This is a genomic window from Pseudomonas sp. KH_021, from assembly GCF_057838865.1.
The window spans coordinates 2059172-2075607 of record NZ_CM174477.1 but is presented as its reverse complement, the minus strand read 5'-3'; the positions used below and the strand labels follow the sequence as shown (position 1 = coordinate 2075607).

The 16436-nt window shown below is 59.4% G+C and carries 13 protein-coding genes; 2 read left to right on the top strand and 11 right to left on the bottom strand.

Translation table 11 applies throughout. The annotated features are described in order from the left end of the window. From AC3IX4_RS09705 to AC3IX4_RS09665, 9 genes are read right to left on the bottom strand one after another with little or no spacing between them, the layout of a single operon-like run. Positions 1-1152: an acetyl-CoA C-acetyltransferase gene (locus AC3IX4_RS09705; RefSeq protein ID WP_489260327.1), complete on the bottom strand. Its 1152-nt coding sequence runs from the start codon at positions 1150-1152 to the stop codon at positions 1-3. A gap of 3 nt (positions 1153-1155) precedes the next feature. Continuing rightward, positions 1156-2214, bottom strand: a complete 1059-nt coding sequence (locus AC3IX4_RS09700; protein ID WP_489260326.1) for an acyl-CoA dehydrogenase family protein — start codon at positions 2212-2214, stop codon at positions 1156-1158. Between the two features lie 10 nt (positions 2215-2224). Continuing rightward, positions 2225-3391 (bottom strand): acyl-CoA dehydrogenase family protein, encoded by a 1167-nt coding sequence (locus AC3IX4_RS09695; RefSeq protein ID WP_489260325.1) that lies wholly within the window; start codon positions 3389-3391, stop codon positions 2225-2227. A gap of 24 nt (positions 3392-3415) precedes the next feature. Beyond that, on the bottom strand, positions 3416-4168 hold the full coding sequence (locus AC3IX4_RS09690; protein ID WP_489260324.1) for an enoyl-CoA hydratase family protein: 753 nt from the start codon (positions 4166-4168) through the stop codon (positions 3416-3418). Then, positions 4165-5271, bottom strand: coding sequence for an NAD(P)H-dependent flavin oxidoreductase (locus AC3IX4_RS09685; RefSeq protein WP_489260323.1), 1107 nt, complete (start codon positions 5269-5271; stop codon positions 4165-4167). The genes AC3IX4_RS09690 and AC3IX4_RS09685 overlap by 4 nt, the downstream gene beginning before the upstream one ends. Next, complete coding sequence (locus tag AC3IX4_RS09680; protein ID WP_489260322.1) at positions 5268-6179, bottom strand: enoyl-CoA hydratase; 912 nt, start codon at positions 6177-6179, stop codon at positions 5268-5270. Before AC3IX4_RS09680 ends, AC3IX4_RS09685 begins: the two co-directional genes overlap by 4 nt. Beyond that, on the bottom strand, positions 6176-6985 hold the full coding sequence (locus AC3IX4_RS09675) for a CoA-transferase subunit beta (RefSeq protein WP_489260321.1): 810 nt from the start codon (positions 6983-6985) through the stop codon (positions 6176-6178). Before AC3IX4_RS09675 ends, AC3IX4_RS09680 begins: the two co-directional genes overlap by 4 nt. A gap of 11 nt (positions 6986-6996) precedes the next feature. After that, on the bottom strand, positions 6997-7872 hold the full coding sequence (locus AC3IX4_RS09670) for a CoA transferase subunit A (RefSeq protein ID WP_489260320.1): 876 nt from the start codon (positions 7870-7872) through the stop codon (positions 6997-6999). Continuing rightward, positions 7869-8774 (bottom strand): VOC family protein, encoded by a 906-nt coding sequence (locus AC3IX4_RS09665; RefSeq protein WP_489260319.1) that lies wholly within the window; start codon positions 8772-8774, stop codon positions 7869-7871. Before AC3IX4_RS09665 ends, AC3IX4_RS09670 begins: the two co-directional genes overlap by 4 nt. A 748-nt stretch (positions 8775-9522) precedes the next feature. Here AC3IX4_RS09665 and AC3IX4_RS09660 point away from each other — a divergent pair. Next, positions 9523-10722: a hypothetical protein gene (locus AC3IX4_RS09660; protein WP_489260318.1), complete on the top strand. Its 1200-nt coding sequence runs from the start codon at positions 9523-9525 to the stop codon at positions 10720-10722. A gap of 2960 nt (positions 10723-13682) precedes the next feature. Continuing rightward, the gene (locus AC3IX4_RS09655) at positions 13683-13994 is read left to right on the top strand and encodes a hypothetical protein (RefSeq protein WP_489260317.1); all 312 of its coding nucleotides are present in this window, start codon (positions 13683-13685) and stop codon (positions 13992-13994) included. 186 nt (positions 13995-14180) lie between these two features. On the opposite strand, the gene AC3IX4_RS09650 is transcribed toward AC3IX4_RS09655, so the two are convergent. After that, positions 14181-15116, bottom strand: coding sequence for a bifunctional OB-fold nucleic acid binding domain-containing protein/MaoC family dehydratase (locus AC3IX4_RS09650; protein WP_489260316.1), 936 nt, complete (start codon positions 15114-15116; stop codon positions 14181-14183). A gap of 2 nt (positions 15117-15118) precedes the next feature. Next, positions 15119-16330: a thiolase family protein gene (locus tag AC3IX4_RS09645; RefSeq protein ID WP_489260315.1), complete on the bottom strand. Its 1212-nt coding sequence runs from the start codon at positions 16328-16330 to the stop codon at positions 15119-15121. Positions 16331-16436: the final 106 nt, after the last annotated feature.

Genomic DNA, 16436 nt, shown 5'->3' with positions numbered 1-16436 from the left:
TCAAAGGCGTTCGATGATGGTGACGTTGGCCTGGCCGCCGCCTTCGCACATGGTCTGCAGGCCATAGCGGCCGCCGCTGTGTTCCAGCTCATGGAGCAAGGTGGTCATCAGCCGCGCGCCGGTGGCGCCCAACGGGTGGCCCATCGCGATGGCGCCGCCATTGACGTTGGTGCGCGCTGGGTCGTAGTCCAGCTCTTGCTGCCAGGCCATCACCACCGAGGCGAAGGCTTCGTTGATTTCCACGCGGTCGATGTCGGCCAGGCGCATGCCAGCTTTTTTCAGGGCTGCGCGGGTCGCCGGGATCGGTGCAGTCAGGTGCCAGATCGGGTCGTCAGCCAGCACGCTCAGGTGGTGGATGCGTGCTCGCGGCGTCAGGCCGTAGCGCTTGAGCGCCGCTTCCGACACCACCAGCAAGGCGGCCGAAGCGTCACAGGTGGAGCTTGAAACCGCCGCAGTGATCGACGGGTACGCAGGGTCCACCGGCTCCAGGCTGGCCATTTTTTCAAGGCTGCTCTGGCGCGGTGTTTCATCCATCGACAGGCCTTCGAACGACACGATCTCACGCTCGAAACGGCCTTGGGCCATGGCCCGCAGCGCACGCTCATGGCTTTCCAGCGCATAGGCTTCCATGGCCGCACGGCTGATGTTCCAGTGATCGGCGATGCGCTGGGCAGCGTAGAACTGGTTGACCGGCTGGTTGCCAAAGCGCGCCTGCCAGCCTTTGCTGCCGCTGAACGGGTCAGGGAAGCCCAGCGGCTGGCCGGCCAGCATGGCCGAGGCGATCGGAATGCGGGTCATGGTTTGCACGCCGCCGACGGCGATCACATCCTGAGTGCCGCTCATCACCGCCTGAGCAGCAAAGTGCAGGGCCTGCTGGGACGAGCCGCACTGGCGATCCACCGTGGTGCCCGGCACATTCAGCGCAAGGCCTGCGGCCAACCAACTGCTGCGGGCGATGTCGCCGGCCTGAGAGCCGATGGTGTCGACGCAACCGAAAATCACGTCGTCATAGTCTTCGCTCGGGATGCCGTTGCGCTCCACCAGCGCCTTGAGCACATGGGCGCCCAGGTCAATGGCGTGGACATCGGCCAATGCGCCCTTGCGCTTGCCGGTCGGGCTGCGCAGGGCATCAACGATATAGGCTTGGGCCATGGTTCAGTCCTCGAAAGTGTGGGACGGGCCGATGGCCGCGTCGTCGGCGAGGATGGCGCTGGCCACTCGCGATTTGTGCAGGGCACGATCACCCCAGGACGAATCCAGTGCCCAGGCACGCTTCATGAACATCTGCAGGTCAACCTCCCAGGTGTACCCCATGGCGCCATGCACCTGGATACCGTGCCGGGCCGCCAACCAGGCCGCTTCGCAGCAGGCCAGCTTGGCGTGGGACACATGCAGGTCGCGAGTGGCCTCGCCCTTGGCCAGGGCATGGGCAGCGCGGTACAGCACGGGCTTGGCAAATTCGATGCGGCTGGCCACGTCGGCCAGGTGGTGCTTGATGGCCTGGAAGCTGCCGATGGCCTTGCCGAACTGCTTGCGCTGCACGGCGTAGTCGATGGACAGGTCCAGCATGCGCTGGGCCAGGCCCAGGCTCTGCCCGGCTACAGCCAGGGCGCCACGGTTGAGGGTGTCGGCCCAGAGCCCTTTGCCCACTTTGCCGTCGACCAGCAAGGTACTGGCGTCGGGATTCCAGTGCACGCGGCTCAAACGACGGGAACTGTCGATACTGGCATTGCGTTCGGTGTCCAGGGCCTGGCCCGGCACCGCGTGTACGGCGCCTTCATGTTCCAGCAACACCAGGTCAGCCAGGTGCACATCGGCCACCATCGGGTTGACCGGGTGGCCGACCGCGATACGCACCGTGCCTTCGGCGATCCGAGCCAGCAGCGCTTCGCGCTGGGCAGTGCCTTCCGGCAGGCTGGTGAGCAAGCCTGTGGCGACATAAGCGGTGTCGGCCATGGAGTCGGGGATGGCGTAATAACCCAGCTCCTGGGTCAGCTGCGACCAGGCAATGTCATCCATGCCCAGGCCGCCTTGTGCTTCAGGCACCGACAGTGCGGTCAAGCCTTGCTCGGCCATCTTGCGGCGCAGTTCCGGCGAGCGACCCTCTTCGGTTTCCCAGAGTTCGCGGAGCATTTCCGGGGGCGCTTCGGTCATCAGAAAACGGCTGATGGCCTCGCGAAAGGCGAGTTGGTCATCGGTAAAGGTAAAGTCCATGGTCGCCCCCTCAATCTCTAGGCAGGCCAAGCATCCGCTCGGCGATGATGTTGCGCTGGATTTCGTTGGTGCCGGCGTAGATCGGCCCGGCCTGGGCAAACAGGAAACCTTCCAGCCACTGGCCGTGCTCGACCGCCTCGGGGGCATTGCCGCGCAGTTCGCCGCGTGCGCCGAGAATGCGCATGGCGGTCTCGTGCATCTTCAGGTCCAGCTCCGACCAGATCACCTTGTTGATGCTCGACTCGGCGCCGATCTTGTTGCCTTTTCCGAGCAGCCCCACGGTGTGGTAGGACGAGCAGGCATACGCCTGGGCGCCCATCCAGCTTTCGATCACGGCATCGCGCAGGCCCGGGTCTTGGCGCGCCGCTTCAGGGTTGGCCTTGTACAGCGCCACCAGGCGCCGGGCGGTCTGTTGGAAGCGTGCTGGCGAGCGCAGCAACAGGCCGCGTTCAAAGCCCGCCGTGGCCATTGCCACATGCCAGCCCTGGCCTTCATCGCCAATGCGGTTAGTGACCGGTACGCGCACATCGTCGAAAAACACTTCGGCAAAAGCGTCCTTGCCGTTCAGCGCCTTGATCGACCGCACGGTCACACCGGGCGTGTTGAGCGGCACCATCAGGAAGCTCAGGCCGTGGTGACGGCTGCTGTCAGGGTCGGAACGGAACAGGCCAAATACCCAGTCGGCAAAGGTGGCGCGGGTCGACCAGGTTTTCTGGCCGTTGATGACGTATTCATCGCCGTCGCGCGTGGCCTTGCTGCGGATCGCTGCCATGTCGGAGCCAGCACCCGGTTCCGACCAGCCCTGGGCCCACATGTCTTCGCTGGAAGCGATGCGCGGCAGGAAGTGCTGCTTCTGCTCCTCGGTGCCGAACTCCATCAGGGTCGAGCCGAGCAGCAACTGGCCGTTCTGGTTGACGCGAAACGGTGCGCCAGCGCCGTAGTATTCCTCTTCAAAAATCAGCCACTCGGTCAAGTCGCAGCCGCGACCGCCCAAGTGATCGGGCCACATGACCATCGACAGGCGGCTGTCATACAGCTTGCGCTCCCAGGCCCGGTGCTGCTCGAAGCCTTCGCGGGTGTCATAACTGGCCAGTGGTTCGGTCGGCGCGTTGGCCTTGAGCCAGTCACGCACATGAGTGCGGAACGCCTTCTGTTTGTCGGTATAGGTCAATTGCATGGCGTGGTTCTCAGAAGGTGGCGCTTAAAAAGAAGCGTCGCGCTTTTCAACAAAAGCGCGACGGGTCTCGGCCGAGTCTTCCTGGGTGTAGGCTTCAAGGGTGAAGCCTTGCTCCCAGCGGTATTTGTCTTCCAGGTTGCCGTCTTCGATGCCGTTCAGGGCTTCTTTGGCGATGCGGATCATGGCCGGGCTCTTGGCAGCGATGGCCGTGGCGATTTCACGGGCAGTGCTGGCCAGCTCGGTCTTGTCCACCAGGCGCTCGATAAAGCCGTACTGCATGGCGTCCGGGGCGCTGATCGGGGCGCCGGTAAAGAACAGGTAGCGAACTTTCTGCACCGGGAACAGGCGCTGCAAGTGCGCGCCGCCGCCCATGGCGCCACGGTCGACTTCCGGCAAGGCGAAGCGCGCGCAAGTAGAGGCGACGACGATGTCGGCAGCGCCGGTCATGCCGATACCGCCACCCAGTACAAAACCGTGCACAGCGACAATCACTGGTACCGGGCAACGGTGGATAGCCTTGAAGGTGGCGTAGTTGCCGGCGTTGACCTTGACGATGCGCTCAGGGTGGGCGTCCAGTTCCTTGATATCGACGCCTGCGCAGAAGCCACGGCCTTCAGCGCGGATGATCACCACCCGTACTTCCGGGTCTTTACCCAGGGCGTCGATGGCCGCACCCAGGGCCAGCCATTCACGGCTGTCCAGGGCGTTGACCGGCGGTTTGTCGAGGACCAGTTCGGCGATCCCGTTTTCACATTTCACATTGAATGCGCTGTTCATGCCTGGGCTCTCCCCAATTTGCTGATGGTGGACGCGTGGGCACGCGCAATAAGCTGTTGCAGGCAGGCTTCGGCCTCGGCTGCAATCTGGTCGAGCAATACTTGGCAGCTGAGCAAAGAATCGATGGCGGCGGCGACCTGCCCGCTGGGCAAAATGCCCTCGTCGGGGCGGCCTTCGACCATCGAGTGCTGCAGCAGCACGGGCTGGTTGGCGGCCATGACCACTTGCGAAAGGCTGGCTGGGTCTTCCTTGATCGCCTTGATCAGGGTCTTGAACATGTGCGTGGTGCTCATGCCCGTTTGCGCCTGCCAGCGTCGTGCGCTGCACAGGGCCAACCACAGACGGCCCAACGGGCTGGCACTTTCCAGGCGTTGGATAAAGGGATTGTCGATCATGCGGTGGCGCATGCCGTCGACAGCGGTCGTCACGCGAATCTTCTGCGGGTCATTGACAGCCAGGTAGCGCGCCAGGGTGGCCCGCGGGGTCGGTGAATCGCTGGTCATCATAAAGCGCGTGCCCATGGCGATACCGCTGGCACCGGCTGCCAGCGCCGAGGCCAGGCCGCGACCGCAGGCATAACCACCGGCCGCAATCACCGGCACCTGCACGGCATTGAGCACTTGTGGCAAGAGGATGGTCGTGGGTACGCCACCGGTATGGCCGCCGCCTTCACCGCCTTGCAAGGTGATCATGTCGGCGCCCAGCTCCACAGCCTTGATCGCATGCTTGAGCGCGCCAACGGTGGGGATACACAGCACGCCTGCCTTTTTGAAACGGGCAATGGTGGCTTTGTCCGGACCGCGGCCGTAACTCACGGCACGCAGCTTGTATTTAATCGCCAGGTCAACGCACTGGGCGGCGTTTTCCTGGAACATATGGAAATTCAAGCCAAACTGGCTGCCGCCGGTGGCGTCGATCACTTTTTGGATCTGCGCTTCCAGCTGTTCGGCCGCGATGGTCGCGCCGGCCAGGAAGCCGAAGCCCCCGGCACGGGTCGTGGCCGCGACCAGGTGCGCGTCGGCGACCCAGCCCATGGCGGTCTGCACCACCGGCAAACGGCAGCCCAGGGCTTCGGTCAGTGGCGTCTGCAACAGGCTGCTCATGATCGACCGCCCTCGCCCGCCTGGGCTTTGTTGGCAGCGGCCATGGCCTTGCCGTCGAAGCCGCCGAGCTTGTCGCCGCTGACTTGTTCGTTGTGCACGTGGGCGAAGTGGTGCCAGGCGAAGGCTGCGTCCATACCGGTGCGCTTGCCCTGCAAGTCTTCGATATGGTTGACCGCCTGCTTGGTCAAGGCCAGGCCCATGCGCGGTTGTGCGCCGATGCGCCGGGCGATGTCCAGCGTGCTGCTTTCAAGCTGATCGCGGGCAACCACGCGGTTGACCATGCCCAGCTCATAAGCGCGCGAGGCCGGCATGCGGTCGCCGAGCATCAAAAATTCCTTGGCAATGCGCGGGTGCATCTCGAAGGCGTGAGCGAAATACTCGACGCCGGGAATGCCCATGCGCACGACGGGGTCCTGGAAAAACGCATCGTCGCTGGCGACGATCAGGTCGCAGACCCAGGCCAGCATCAGCCCACCCGCCACGCAAGCGCCCTGGACCATGGCGATGGTCGGCTTGGGCATCTCGCGCCAGCGGCGGCACATGTTCAGATAGACCTCTTGCTCGCGGGCATAGAGGAACTCTCCACCGGGCTTGTTGCTGTGGTCCCACCACAGCCCCGTGCGCTCGAAGGACTTGTTCACATCGCGGCCCGGGGTGCCGATGTCGTGGCCGGCACTGAAGTGCTTGCCGACCGCACCCAGCACGATGACCTTGACTTGGTCATCGTCGATGGCACGCCGAAAGCAGGCGTCCAGCGCGTAGGTCATCTGCGAATTCTGCACGTTGTTGAACTGCGGGCGGCTCAGGGTCAGGATCGCTACGCCGTCCTCGACCCGGTACAACACCGGCTCGTCGGTCTCATAGACCGAGCTGTCCTTGCGGCTGACAAATTCGGCGTCATGGCTCATGCGCTTACCTGCTCTGGCGTGCGAATACCGGCCGGGTCGCCCTTGAGCTGCTTGCTGCGCAGGTTGTGCGGGTCCAGGCGGCGGATCAGTGCCAGTTGCTCGTCGGTAGGGTGTGCGGTCTCGCCCAGGCCAGGGGCCTTGAGCAGCTCGAAACCGGTGCGCGCCTGCACGGTGTCAAAGTCCACGCCCGGGTGCAGCGACAGCACACGCGGGGCGTGGTCTGGGCCGTTGAAGTCCATCACACACAGGTCGGTAACCACGCGGCCAACGCCCATGAAATCGCGGCGCATGCCTTCTTGCCAACGCTCGGCCTTGAAGCCGACGCCGCTGACCATGTCCACTTCGCCTTCAACAAACACGCGCTTGTTGTGGTTAGGGACAAAGAACGAGTTCAGGTGGTTGATGCTGTTGCCCGGCAAGCCGCGCACACCCAGCATGGCCACTTTCGGCTTTTGATAATCACCGACCACCGAGAGGTTGGTCTGGGCCCAGCGGTCGATCTGGGTCGGGCCGATCATGGCGTGCCGACGACCGTGCCAAACACACTCGAAAATACGTTCGAATGGCATGTAGCCCGAGTACTTGGGCACATAGTCGCCACGCGGGCCGACCGGGATCGGCTCTTCGACCAGGAAGGCTTCGCTGTCGGTCATCAACAGTTCGGGGCTGTGGCTAAGCTTGGCCAGGCCCGCGCCAATGCGCGGAATAATGCCAAGGCCCGAAGCCAGCAACTCGCCGTTGTCGCGCCAGGCTTCACTGGCGGCGACGATCATCAGTTCAGCCAGGCTGAAGGAATTCTGGGACATGCTGCAGCTCCTCAAAAAATCGGCAGGGGCAGGTTTGCCATGCGTTCACTGCCGCCGTTACGCTCGCGGTATTCGATGTCGCTGCACGTCACATAGGTGTGCAGGTACTGCTGCCAGCCGTCCTCTTGGGTCGCGCTGTCGCTGTAGGCTTTCAGGTGGGTCATGTCCCAGCCGTAGTCCGGGCCGCAGGCGGTCGGATGAGCGCCCAGCGGTGCTTCGATCACGCCTGCAACCAGGCTGCGTTCGAAGGTGTTGAAGCGTGCGCTGGCAGCGTCCAGTTGCAGACGTGGGCTGACTTGTTCGGCCGAGACGAAGCAGCGCTCGGCGGCGCGGGCAAACAGGTGATCGAAATAGCTGTCGGCGCCGGTCACCAGGGTGTTGCCCAGGTAGTCGGCGTGGTTGACGTGGACAAAGGCCACGTCCAGGTTCAGGGCTGGCATCGCCAACAGCACTTCACCGTCGGCATAAGGCGAGGTAACGGTGCGCAGCTGTGGGTTGTGGGTCAGCACGTCAGTGGCAAGCCCGGCGCGCGCTGGCAGGAACGGCACGCGCATGCCCGCAGCCTTCAGCCCCCACTGGAACAGCCCTTCGTCCAGCTCCATCACCGGCAGCGTGCCGGCTTCCCGAGCCTTGCGGAAGTAAGGTTCGAGCGGAATGGCATCCAGGGTGGCAAAGCCGAACACCAGCTCGCGCACCTTGCCGGCCGCGCACAGCATGCCGACTTCCGGGCCGCCATAGGCGACCACGCGCAGGTCCTTGACGGGTGAGCGCAGAATCTCGCGCACAATCGCCATCGGCTTGCGCCGTGGGCCCCAGCCACCGAAACCGATGGTCATGCCATCGCGCAGTTGGCCAACGGCATCGGCCGCTGTCATCAATTTGTTCATTGCTGCTCTCCTTGCGTCTGACCAACACTGAAGTCATGGCCCCAGACGCTGACGCGGGTGAATTCGAAGGCCGAATGCTGTTGCCAATCGACCAGCAGCCCGCCGTAGCCGTATTCCAGGTCGAAACCGGAGGGGGTCTGCATATAGAAAGAGGTCATGCGGTCATTGAGGTGCTGCCCGAGGGTGGCCGACAGCGGCACGCCATGAGCCTCGCGGCGGTCATGGGCGCGGCCGACTTCGGTCATCGAATCGACCTCGACCATCACATGCACGCAGTTGGACGGCACCGGGAACTCGGCAATCGCCAGGCTGTGGTGGCGTGGGTTGCCGCAGTGCATGAAATGGATGCGAACCGGGTCGGCGTCCGGGGTCGGGCGAAAATTGAAAATGTCGGAAATCTCGAAGCCCAGCACGTCCTGGTAAAACGCGGCGCAGTCATCGAACTGCGGCGCTGGCAAAACGGTGTGGCCCAGGCCCATGTCGCCGGTGAGAAAACGCGGCACACCCTGGGGCGAGGTGAAGGGCTGGCAGTCGGACAGGTAGCCCCAGGTCAACTCATGGCAATTGCCGACCGGGTCGCGGACCACGGCAATGTCTTGCACCTTGCGTTGTTCGCGCAGTGCTGCATCGCCGCGCTCATAGTCAACGCCTGCGGCTTCAAGACGGGCCAACACACGCGCAAAGCCCGCTTTGCTGCCAGTGTCCCAGCCCGAGGCCAGGTAGCAGGAGGTCGCGCCTTGCTGGATCAGGATGCGGTAAGGACGGTCGTCCATCTTCACATACAGGCCGCCACCGGGTGCTGGGTGGGTCATCATGCCCAGCACGTCTTCGGCATAACGCTGCCAGCGGTCCAAATTATCGATTTGGGCGACGAAGTAACTCAATGCGCGGATGTCGGTCATGCTGCAAAACCTCAAGCACTGAAAGGGGTGGCTTGAGTCGATTGTCGCGGGAGGGCGATGGGGGCGAATCGTCCGTTGAGACTAACGGCGGATCGCGGTGCGCCAGGGCTGACGCCTCGCCGGCAGGAGCACGGCTTGCCGGCGATAGGGCCAACGCGGTGTGCCAGTTATGACACCATCGCGACGATTGCTCGGCGCCTAAAACAGGCGCTAGCGCCACCGCGGCGCGCCAGTCATGGCGCCTCGCCTGTAGGAGCACGGCTTGCCGGCGATGGGGACGCCGCGGTGTGGCAGATATGACGCCATCGCGACGGTTCGGCGCTCCGGCGCTAGCGCCACCGCGACGTGCCAGGCATGCCCCTCGCCTGTAGGAGCACGGCTTGCCGGCGATGGGGGCAGCTCGGTGTGCCAAGAATGACGCGATGGGGACAGAGGTGTTTGTGGCTGTTGGCAAACAGCGCCCAGGCTAAATGACAACACCAACCAGAGCGAATTTACCGTGCGTGTTGAGCGCCTGCTCGGAGCACCTTCAAGCCCCTAAATCGGGACTGCGCAAATTATGGCCTTGATTTGTGAAACAACTGGCGCAGTTTCTTTGTTTTTCAACCTAAAAACATGTGAAACGAAAGCCATATTTTTATAGGTTATTGTTTTTAAAGGTATAAATACGGCTGGCTCGATTTTTGCTCTAGCAGTCTGCTGCCGACACCAATGATCGGCACTCTCCTGCATAATAGGAATCGAGCACATGACGGATCAATCCAACAAACCCGACGATCGCCGCTTATACAGCCCTATGCCGCAAGTTTGTAAGCCGGCAGCCCCAAATCAAATAAAACCCGCTGTACCGAGACCCGAATCTGAACTCTATCGCTGTCCACCAGAGGAGTTCTTTCGGGCAAAGGCAAAGATTGAGCCGCCTGCAGGTCCGGGCTTTTATATAGTGACCAAAAGTATTCCGGCGCGGGAACTCGATAATTTGCTCTTCGAAACCTTCTCGACTTACAGTCAAAAAAAATTCATCAGTCTCAACCCAAATATCGAGAGTGTGATAAAGGCCGGGAGCATGATTGTTCTCAGCGATTTACCCCATACGGTTTGTACTCACGAGGAGTCTGTACTGATGGCAGCGGCGCGTGAAGTCAACGCGGCGCTGGCGCCGTTGACCCCGGAAGAAGCTGATTTCATGTACGACAATCTAAGGGCGATTGCGAATTTTGTCCTGAGTGAAAGTTCAACTTGGCTAGGCGTCGCCGCAGCCATGATAGAAAATCCACTCAAGGAAATATATAAAACGCTCCAGGACATAGAGAAATCGTATCAAAATGCTTATCGCCAACATGGCCATCTCAAGTCGCCAGAATTTTTCGCGGAGCGAAGACGCCTATTGGATAAACTCGATGATCAATTTTTAAGATCAACCCGACTGCGCAAGCTTTCAAGTCTGGGTAATCATGACAAGCTTAAAAAGGCACTTGGCATTTCGAGCCGTAGTTTGGTGCACCAATGGGACAAGGCCGGCGGGCCGGGTCAAATACCGGGGTATGCCACTCATCTGAACGCCATTTCTCGCGCCACCAAATATATTAAGGGCGGTGGTTATATTGCAATTGCGTTGGGCGTATCTTCATCTGCCCTAGCCATCTGGGAAGTCTGTAATGCAGACTCCGATAGCCAGGAGTGTAGAAAGGCCAAGTTTATCGAAGGGGGAAAAGTGGTGGGGTCAATTATCGGGGCCGCCGCGGGCAGTTTTGTTGCAGGGCGAATTGCCGCTCCGATTTGTACCGCTCTAGGGGTGGCCACCAGAGGAAGTGGTGGGTTAGCGTGTGTGGTCGCTGCCGCAAGTGTGGCGGGCGCAGCGGCCTATGGGGGAGGTGCATTGGGTAGTGGATTTGGCGAGTTCGTAGGCGAAATTTTGTATGAGGCAACGCTAAATGACGATTTCTGAGTTCTGGAGTGCATGGGGAAACGTAATCCTGGCTGGATGGCCATTACTTACAGGCTGGATTTTAATCTTATCCACCCTTTACATCAGTCGCTATCTTCCTGAAATGCTGAATGCGCTTCCTAAATCTCGCTCCGCAACAAACGATCTAATTCTTTTCAAAGGCATAGGTCTTTGGTGGCGAATGTTAATGATTCACCGGATCTCGACAATAATTTCACCACTCTGGACCTTCACTCGATCAAGGGAAGTTGACCCAATCGAAGTTGAGAACTTCCCCAATCATCTAAGGCGGATATTAAAACTCAATGATTACATTTTCTGGATCAATACAATCTCGTGGATTATTTCAATTATTTTTTTTGAGCCGAAGTCAACCTTATTGACTACACCAAGGCAATAGAGGCTGTTCTTTAACGTGCCGACTGCGGGTAACCCGAGGGGACTATGGGCGGTGAGGGCCTCGATCATTGATCTGAGGCCCTCGCTTGTTCTAACAATCACATGGACGCCATTGGCCGTGCCGCAACGTATATGAAGGGCGATTGTTATATTGTGCTATTGGAGTCGGGGCTTATGTTGGTAGGGATTTTGGTAGCAACAAAGGAGAGGCAATTGAAAGTGTTTTATATGAGCAGAAAATCAAATGACAGGGGCTGACTCTTGGAACTTTTGGGCGGTTCTTATTTTTTCTGGCGGGGGACTTATGATGTCTGTCATAGCGCTAGGCTATGGACTATACATTAGCCGCCACCTGCCGGCGATGCTGAATGCAATGAGTGACTTTCAATATGCCACATATGAAAGCAACCACTTAAAGGGTCTGAGTTTTTTCAGTAGGATTATGACTGTAGCTCACATTGCGGCAGTGGTCTTATACCCTTGGAAAACAGCAAATAAAACCGAGGACACCAAGAGAAAAAACCTCCCCAAACATTTAAGACGGAAGTTAAAAATATTTTTATCGCTGTTATGCTTTTCCATGGCTTGGTTGGCGTTGCCTTCTGCTTGGTTGATACCTAAATAGTGATACAGAGAGGGCTTTAGTCGGAGGTTCTACTTCGCAATGTCGATGCTGCGAGTCTGCATTGCGAAACTCCTCGTTTACCGCCCCCAAAAGGCCAAGAAAATGCTCCCATCTATGCCTTTAAAGCAGTACACCTCCCATTCTGTCTCCACAGGTATGGCAGGCGCAGCGGCCTATCAGGGAGGTGATTGGGATATTGGATTTGGCGAATTCGTAGGCGAAATTTTGTATGAGGCAACGCTTAAATGACTATTTTTGAGTTTTGGAATACTTGGCGAGAGTTAATCTTGCTTGGATGGCCAATATTAACAGCATGGATTTTAATCTTATCCACCCTGTACATCAGTCGCTATCTTTCTGAAATGCTGAGTGCGCTTCCTAAATCTCGCTCCGCAACAAACGACCTAACTCTCTTCAAAGGCATAGGTCTTTGGTGGCGAATGCTAATGGTTCACCGGATCTCCACAATAATAACACCACTCTGGTCTTTCACTCGACCAAAGGAGGTTGACCCTGCCGAAGTTGAAAACTTCCCCAAACACCTAAGACGGATGTTAATAATCAATAACTACATTTTTTGGGTTACTGCAATCTCGTGGCTTAACATAATATTATTTGATCCAAGGTGAACGTTGCAGCCTATGCAAGGGCAAAAAAAATAGCTCTTTAATGTACTAGGAGCGAGCATCCCGAGGACTGATTATGAGGTTGACGGCCTCGTTCATTGGTCTGGGGCGCTCGCTCGTTTTGCGAAGTTTTGTATGAAGCAACGCTAAGTGACGACTTCTGAGCTCTGGAGTACTTGGGGAAAATTAATCCTGGCTGGATGGCCAATGCTTACAGGATTTATTTTTATCGTATCCAGCCTTTATACAAGCCGCTATATTCCTGAGATGCTGAATGCGCTTCCAAAATCCCGATATGCGCCGTGTTATATCGTGAATTTCAGCATCACCGGGCCTTTATGGCGAATTGCGATTGTTACTCAGCTCTCTATGATGGTATTGAGACTTTGGGCCTTCACTCGATCAAAGGAAGTTGATCCTGTCGAAATTGAGAATTCCCCCAAACACCTAAGGCGGATGTTAAAAATCAATAATAGTATTTTTTTGGTCAATTCGATCACATGGATTGTCTTGTATTTCATATTTTAGATGAGGCGAATTTTTTGCCTACACAAGGGCAATAGAAGCTTTTCTTTAACGTGCCGTGAGCGGGCAACCCGAGGGGGACTATGGGCTGTGACGGCCTCGATCATTCGTGAAATTGCGCAGTGCCAAAACCTAATCATCCGTTGAGATGAACGGTTAACGGTGAGGGAGCACGACTTACCGGCGATAAGGCCAACGCGGTGTGTCAGGCAAGCCGCCATCGCGAGCAAGCTCAGCTCCTACAACGGGCGGTGGTGTACGCGCGTCGGTAGGAGCACGGCTTGCCGGCGATTGGGCCAGGGCGGTGTGTCAGGGATGACGCCATCGCGAGCAAGCTCGGCTCCTACAACGAGTGGTGGTGGACGCGGTCGGGTAGGAGCACGGCTTGCCGGCGATTGGGCCAGTGCGGTGTGCCAGGTATGACCCATCGCGACGGGCGGTGGTGTATACGGCGGTCGCGATGGGGCTGGCGCGGCTGATGAGAAATCCTACGTGGTTGGCGGCCAGATTCTGTAACGCTGGTTATGGCATAGGAAATACCCTACGCATCGCGTCGCCTGCCATGAACTTGTCCAGGGGAAGCCATGCCCCTAGGATTTTGCAGTCGCTGAATGTTCAGCGATCGGGTGTGGTAACCCGGTGAAGTTTATTGGCTGTCTTCATGGCAGTTGTACGCGGGAGAGCTCTGCTCTGCCGGATTAAACTCCACCGGTTTACCACCCCGCGTACAGCTGCCACCCAACGTGTGGTAACGAGTGGTCTGCAGCTCAGATTCGGAGTTACACATGAAAAAAGTCGTACCAGACCCACCCCGCAAGATTCTCGACAAAACCATGAAATACCCTCTCGACAACTGCAACGCCGGCCATCGCCCGTTGCTCGCGGTGCAACCTGGCATCCACGCCGAAGACGCGCTGATCCATGTCGTTGAATATCTGGAATTCGGTATCGACACCCTCAACCAAGCCATCGAGCAATCACCTCGCAACCATCGGATTCTGGCGCTGGGCAGCCTGCATTCCATCGAGTTGGCCAAAGGGGTGGTGGAGGCTGTGTTGGGTGGGATGAAGCGGGGTGATCCGGGTACTCGGATGTAAACTGCAGGGGATGATATTGTGGGAGCTGGCTTGCCAGCGAATATGGACACCTCTTTTTTCCTGACGCACCGCGGTGTCTGGATTCGCGGGCAAAGCCCGCTCCCACAGGTCTCCCACAGGTCTCACTACATATCTGAAGTGGGACCTATGAGAGCCTGTCGACATACCGCGAAGGGCTCACCCCTCTCACATATACAAAATCACCAGGTCATTGATCACCGAAGGCCGCTCTTGCCCGACGATGTGTACGTTCACTTCCAGGGTCATCTGTACGCCACGCTTGCTACGTTCCACCGACTTGACCCGTGCACGGGAATGCACCAGCGAGCCTGCCGGAACAGGCGTCGGGAAACGCAGGCGGTCGGAGCCGTAGTTGACCATGTTGGTGAAGCCTGTGACTTCCCACTCCAGTGGCACGGTCATGCGCGACATCAACACCTGCACCAGCGCGCCGTGGGCGATGGTGCCGCCGAATGGGCCTTGTTTGCGGGCGCGCTCCGGGTCGGTGTGCAGCCAGTAGTCATCCCCTGAAAGCTCGGCAAAGGCGTTGATCAGCGCCTGATCGACCAGCACTTGGCTGCTCCAGTCGCTGAACTGATCGCTGACCAAGGCCTGCAGCGCCGCGTCGTCATTGACGTCGATGGCGCGGCGGGCAACGGCGGTAACCTGTACCGCCTCGGGTTGGCGAACGACTTCGTCGCGCTGGTCCAACGCCACTTCAGCCCCGGTGTAACGCAACAGGGTCGTGCCGTCTTCTTTCACCCGCGCAAACACCGGCTTGACGGCCATGCCAACGCGAATGGCGTCGGTGTCCAGGCCGATCAGGTTGGTGTTGATGCGCACCCCTTCCGGCAGTTCCACCACCGCCAGGATCTGCGGCTCGGCACCGCCGAATTCCGGCAGGGTCGGCACGCGTGCCACGGTGTAGGTGTACAGGGTGCCGTGGCCGCTGACGACTTTCCAGCTCAGGTCATGGGCCAGGCAGTGGCTGCAGTGGCGACGCGGGTAGAAGGTGTATAGCTGGCAGGCGTTGCACTGCTGCAGACGAATCTCGCCGTCTTTGAGGCCTTCCCAGAAAGGCGCCGACAGGCTGGTGTACACCGGCATCGGTTTGTTGGACATGTTCAAGCTCCCTGAAGAATCAATGCGCCCTGCTCACTCATCACTCCACCGGTGCCGGAGACGAAGACCTGGTCGCAGCGTTTGAGTTGACGGTCACCGGCCTTGCGGGAAATTTGGGCGAAACCTTCGATCACCTGAGAGAAACCACCCGCAGCACCGGCCTGGCCAAAGCTGAGCTGGCCACCGTGGGTGTTCATCGGGAAGTTACCGCGCCAGGTCAGATCGTGCTCGCGAATAAAGCGCATACCCTCGCCCTTGGCGCAGAAGCCTGCGTCTTCCAGGGTCAGCAGCACGGTGATGGTGTAGCAGTCGTAGATTTGCGCCGCGTGGATGTCCGAAGGCTTGAGCCCCGCCATCTGGAATGCACGCTGGGCCGCTGGGCCAACGGGGGTGCGAGTCATGTCCTCGGCGTAGGTAGGGGACTTGAAGCCCAGGTGCTCACCAAAGCCTGTGATCAACGCCGGGCGATTGCGCGAGCGTGCAGCCACTTCTGGAGAAGCCACGATCACCGCGGCACCGCCGGCCACCGGCATGACGATTTCAAGGATGTGCAGCGGGTCGGCCACCAGCTTGCTGTTCAGTACGTCTTCGCAGGTCAACGTCTGGCCGAGGAAGATGGCATCAGGGTTGGCCTGGGCGTTGGTGCGCTGGTCGACGGCGATTTTGGCGAGGGCCATCGGGTCGTAGCCGTACTGCGATGCATAGCGCTGGGCGATCATGGCGTAGCCGGTGTTCTGGCCCATATGGCCATACGGCAGGTCGAACTCGGCTTCAGGGGCGCCAAAGTTGGTGCTGTGGCCGCCAAAGCGCATGGAGCGCGCCATGGCGCTAGGGTCTTCATCGGGGCCCATCGGCGCCAGGCGTGCCGGCAACACGCACAGCACGGCCTTGCACAAGCCCAGTTCGATGGCCGCCGCGGCGCGCCAGATCATGCCGACCGCCGTGGTGCCGCCCAGGTCGACGACTTCGGCAAAGTTGACGGCAATCCCCAGGTACTCGGCAGCCATGGCCGGCACGAATACTTGGGCTTCATGAAAGTGCGGGCCGTTGATGACCAGCCCGTCCAGGTCGCTGGCCTGCAGGCCGGCATCGGCCAGGGCGCGAGCGGCAAGGTCGGCCACCTGCTCCAGGTGAAACATTCGCGGCGCGGTGGCGTAGCGTTCAGGCTTGTACTGTGCAGCGCCAACAATCGCTGCCTGACCTTTTAGTCCCATTGTTCTGGCAACTCCATCAAGAGAGGTCCATCAAAGCAGCGTGATCACTGCCATTAGTGCGGCCATTGTTGGGGGGCAGGCATGACGGGCTCATCGTCCGAAAGGC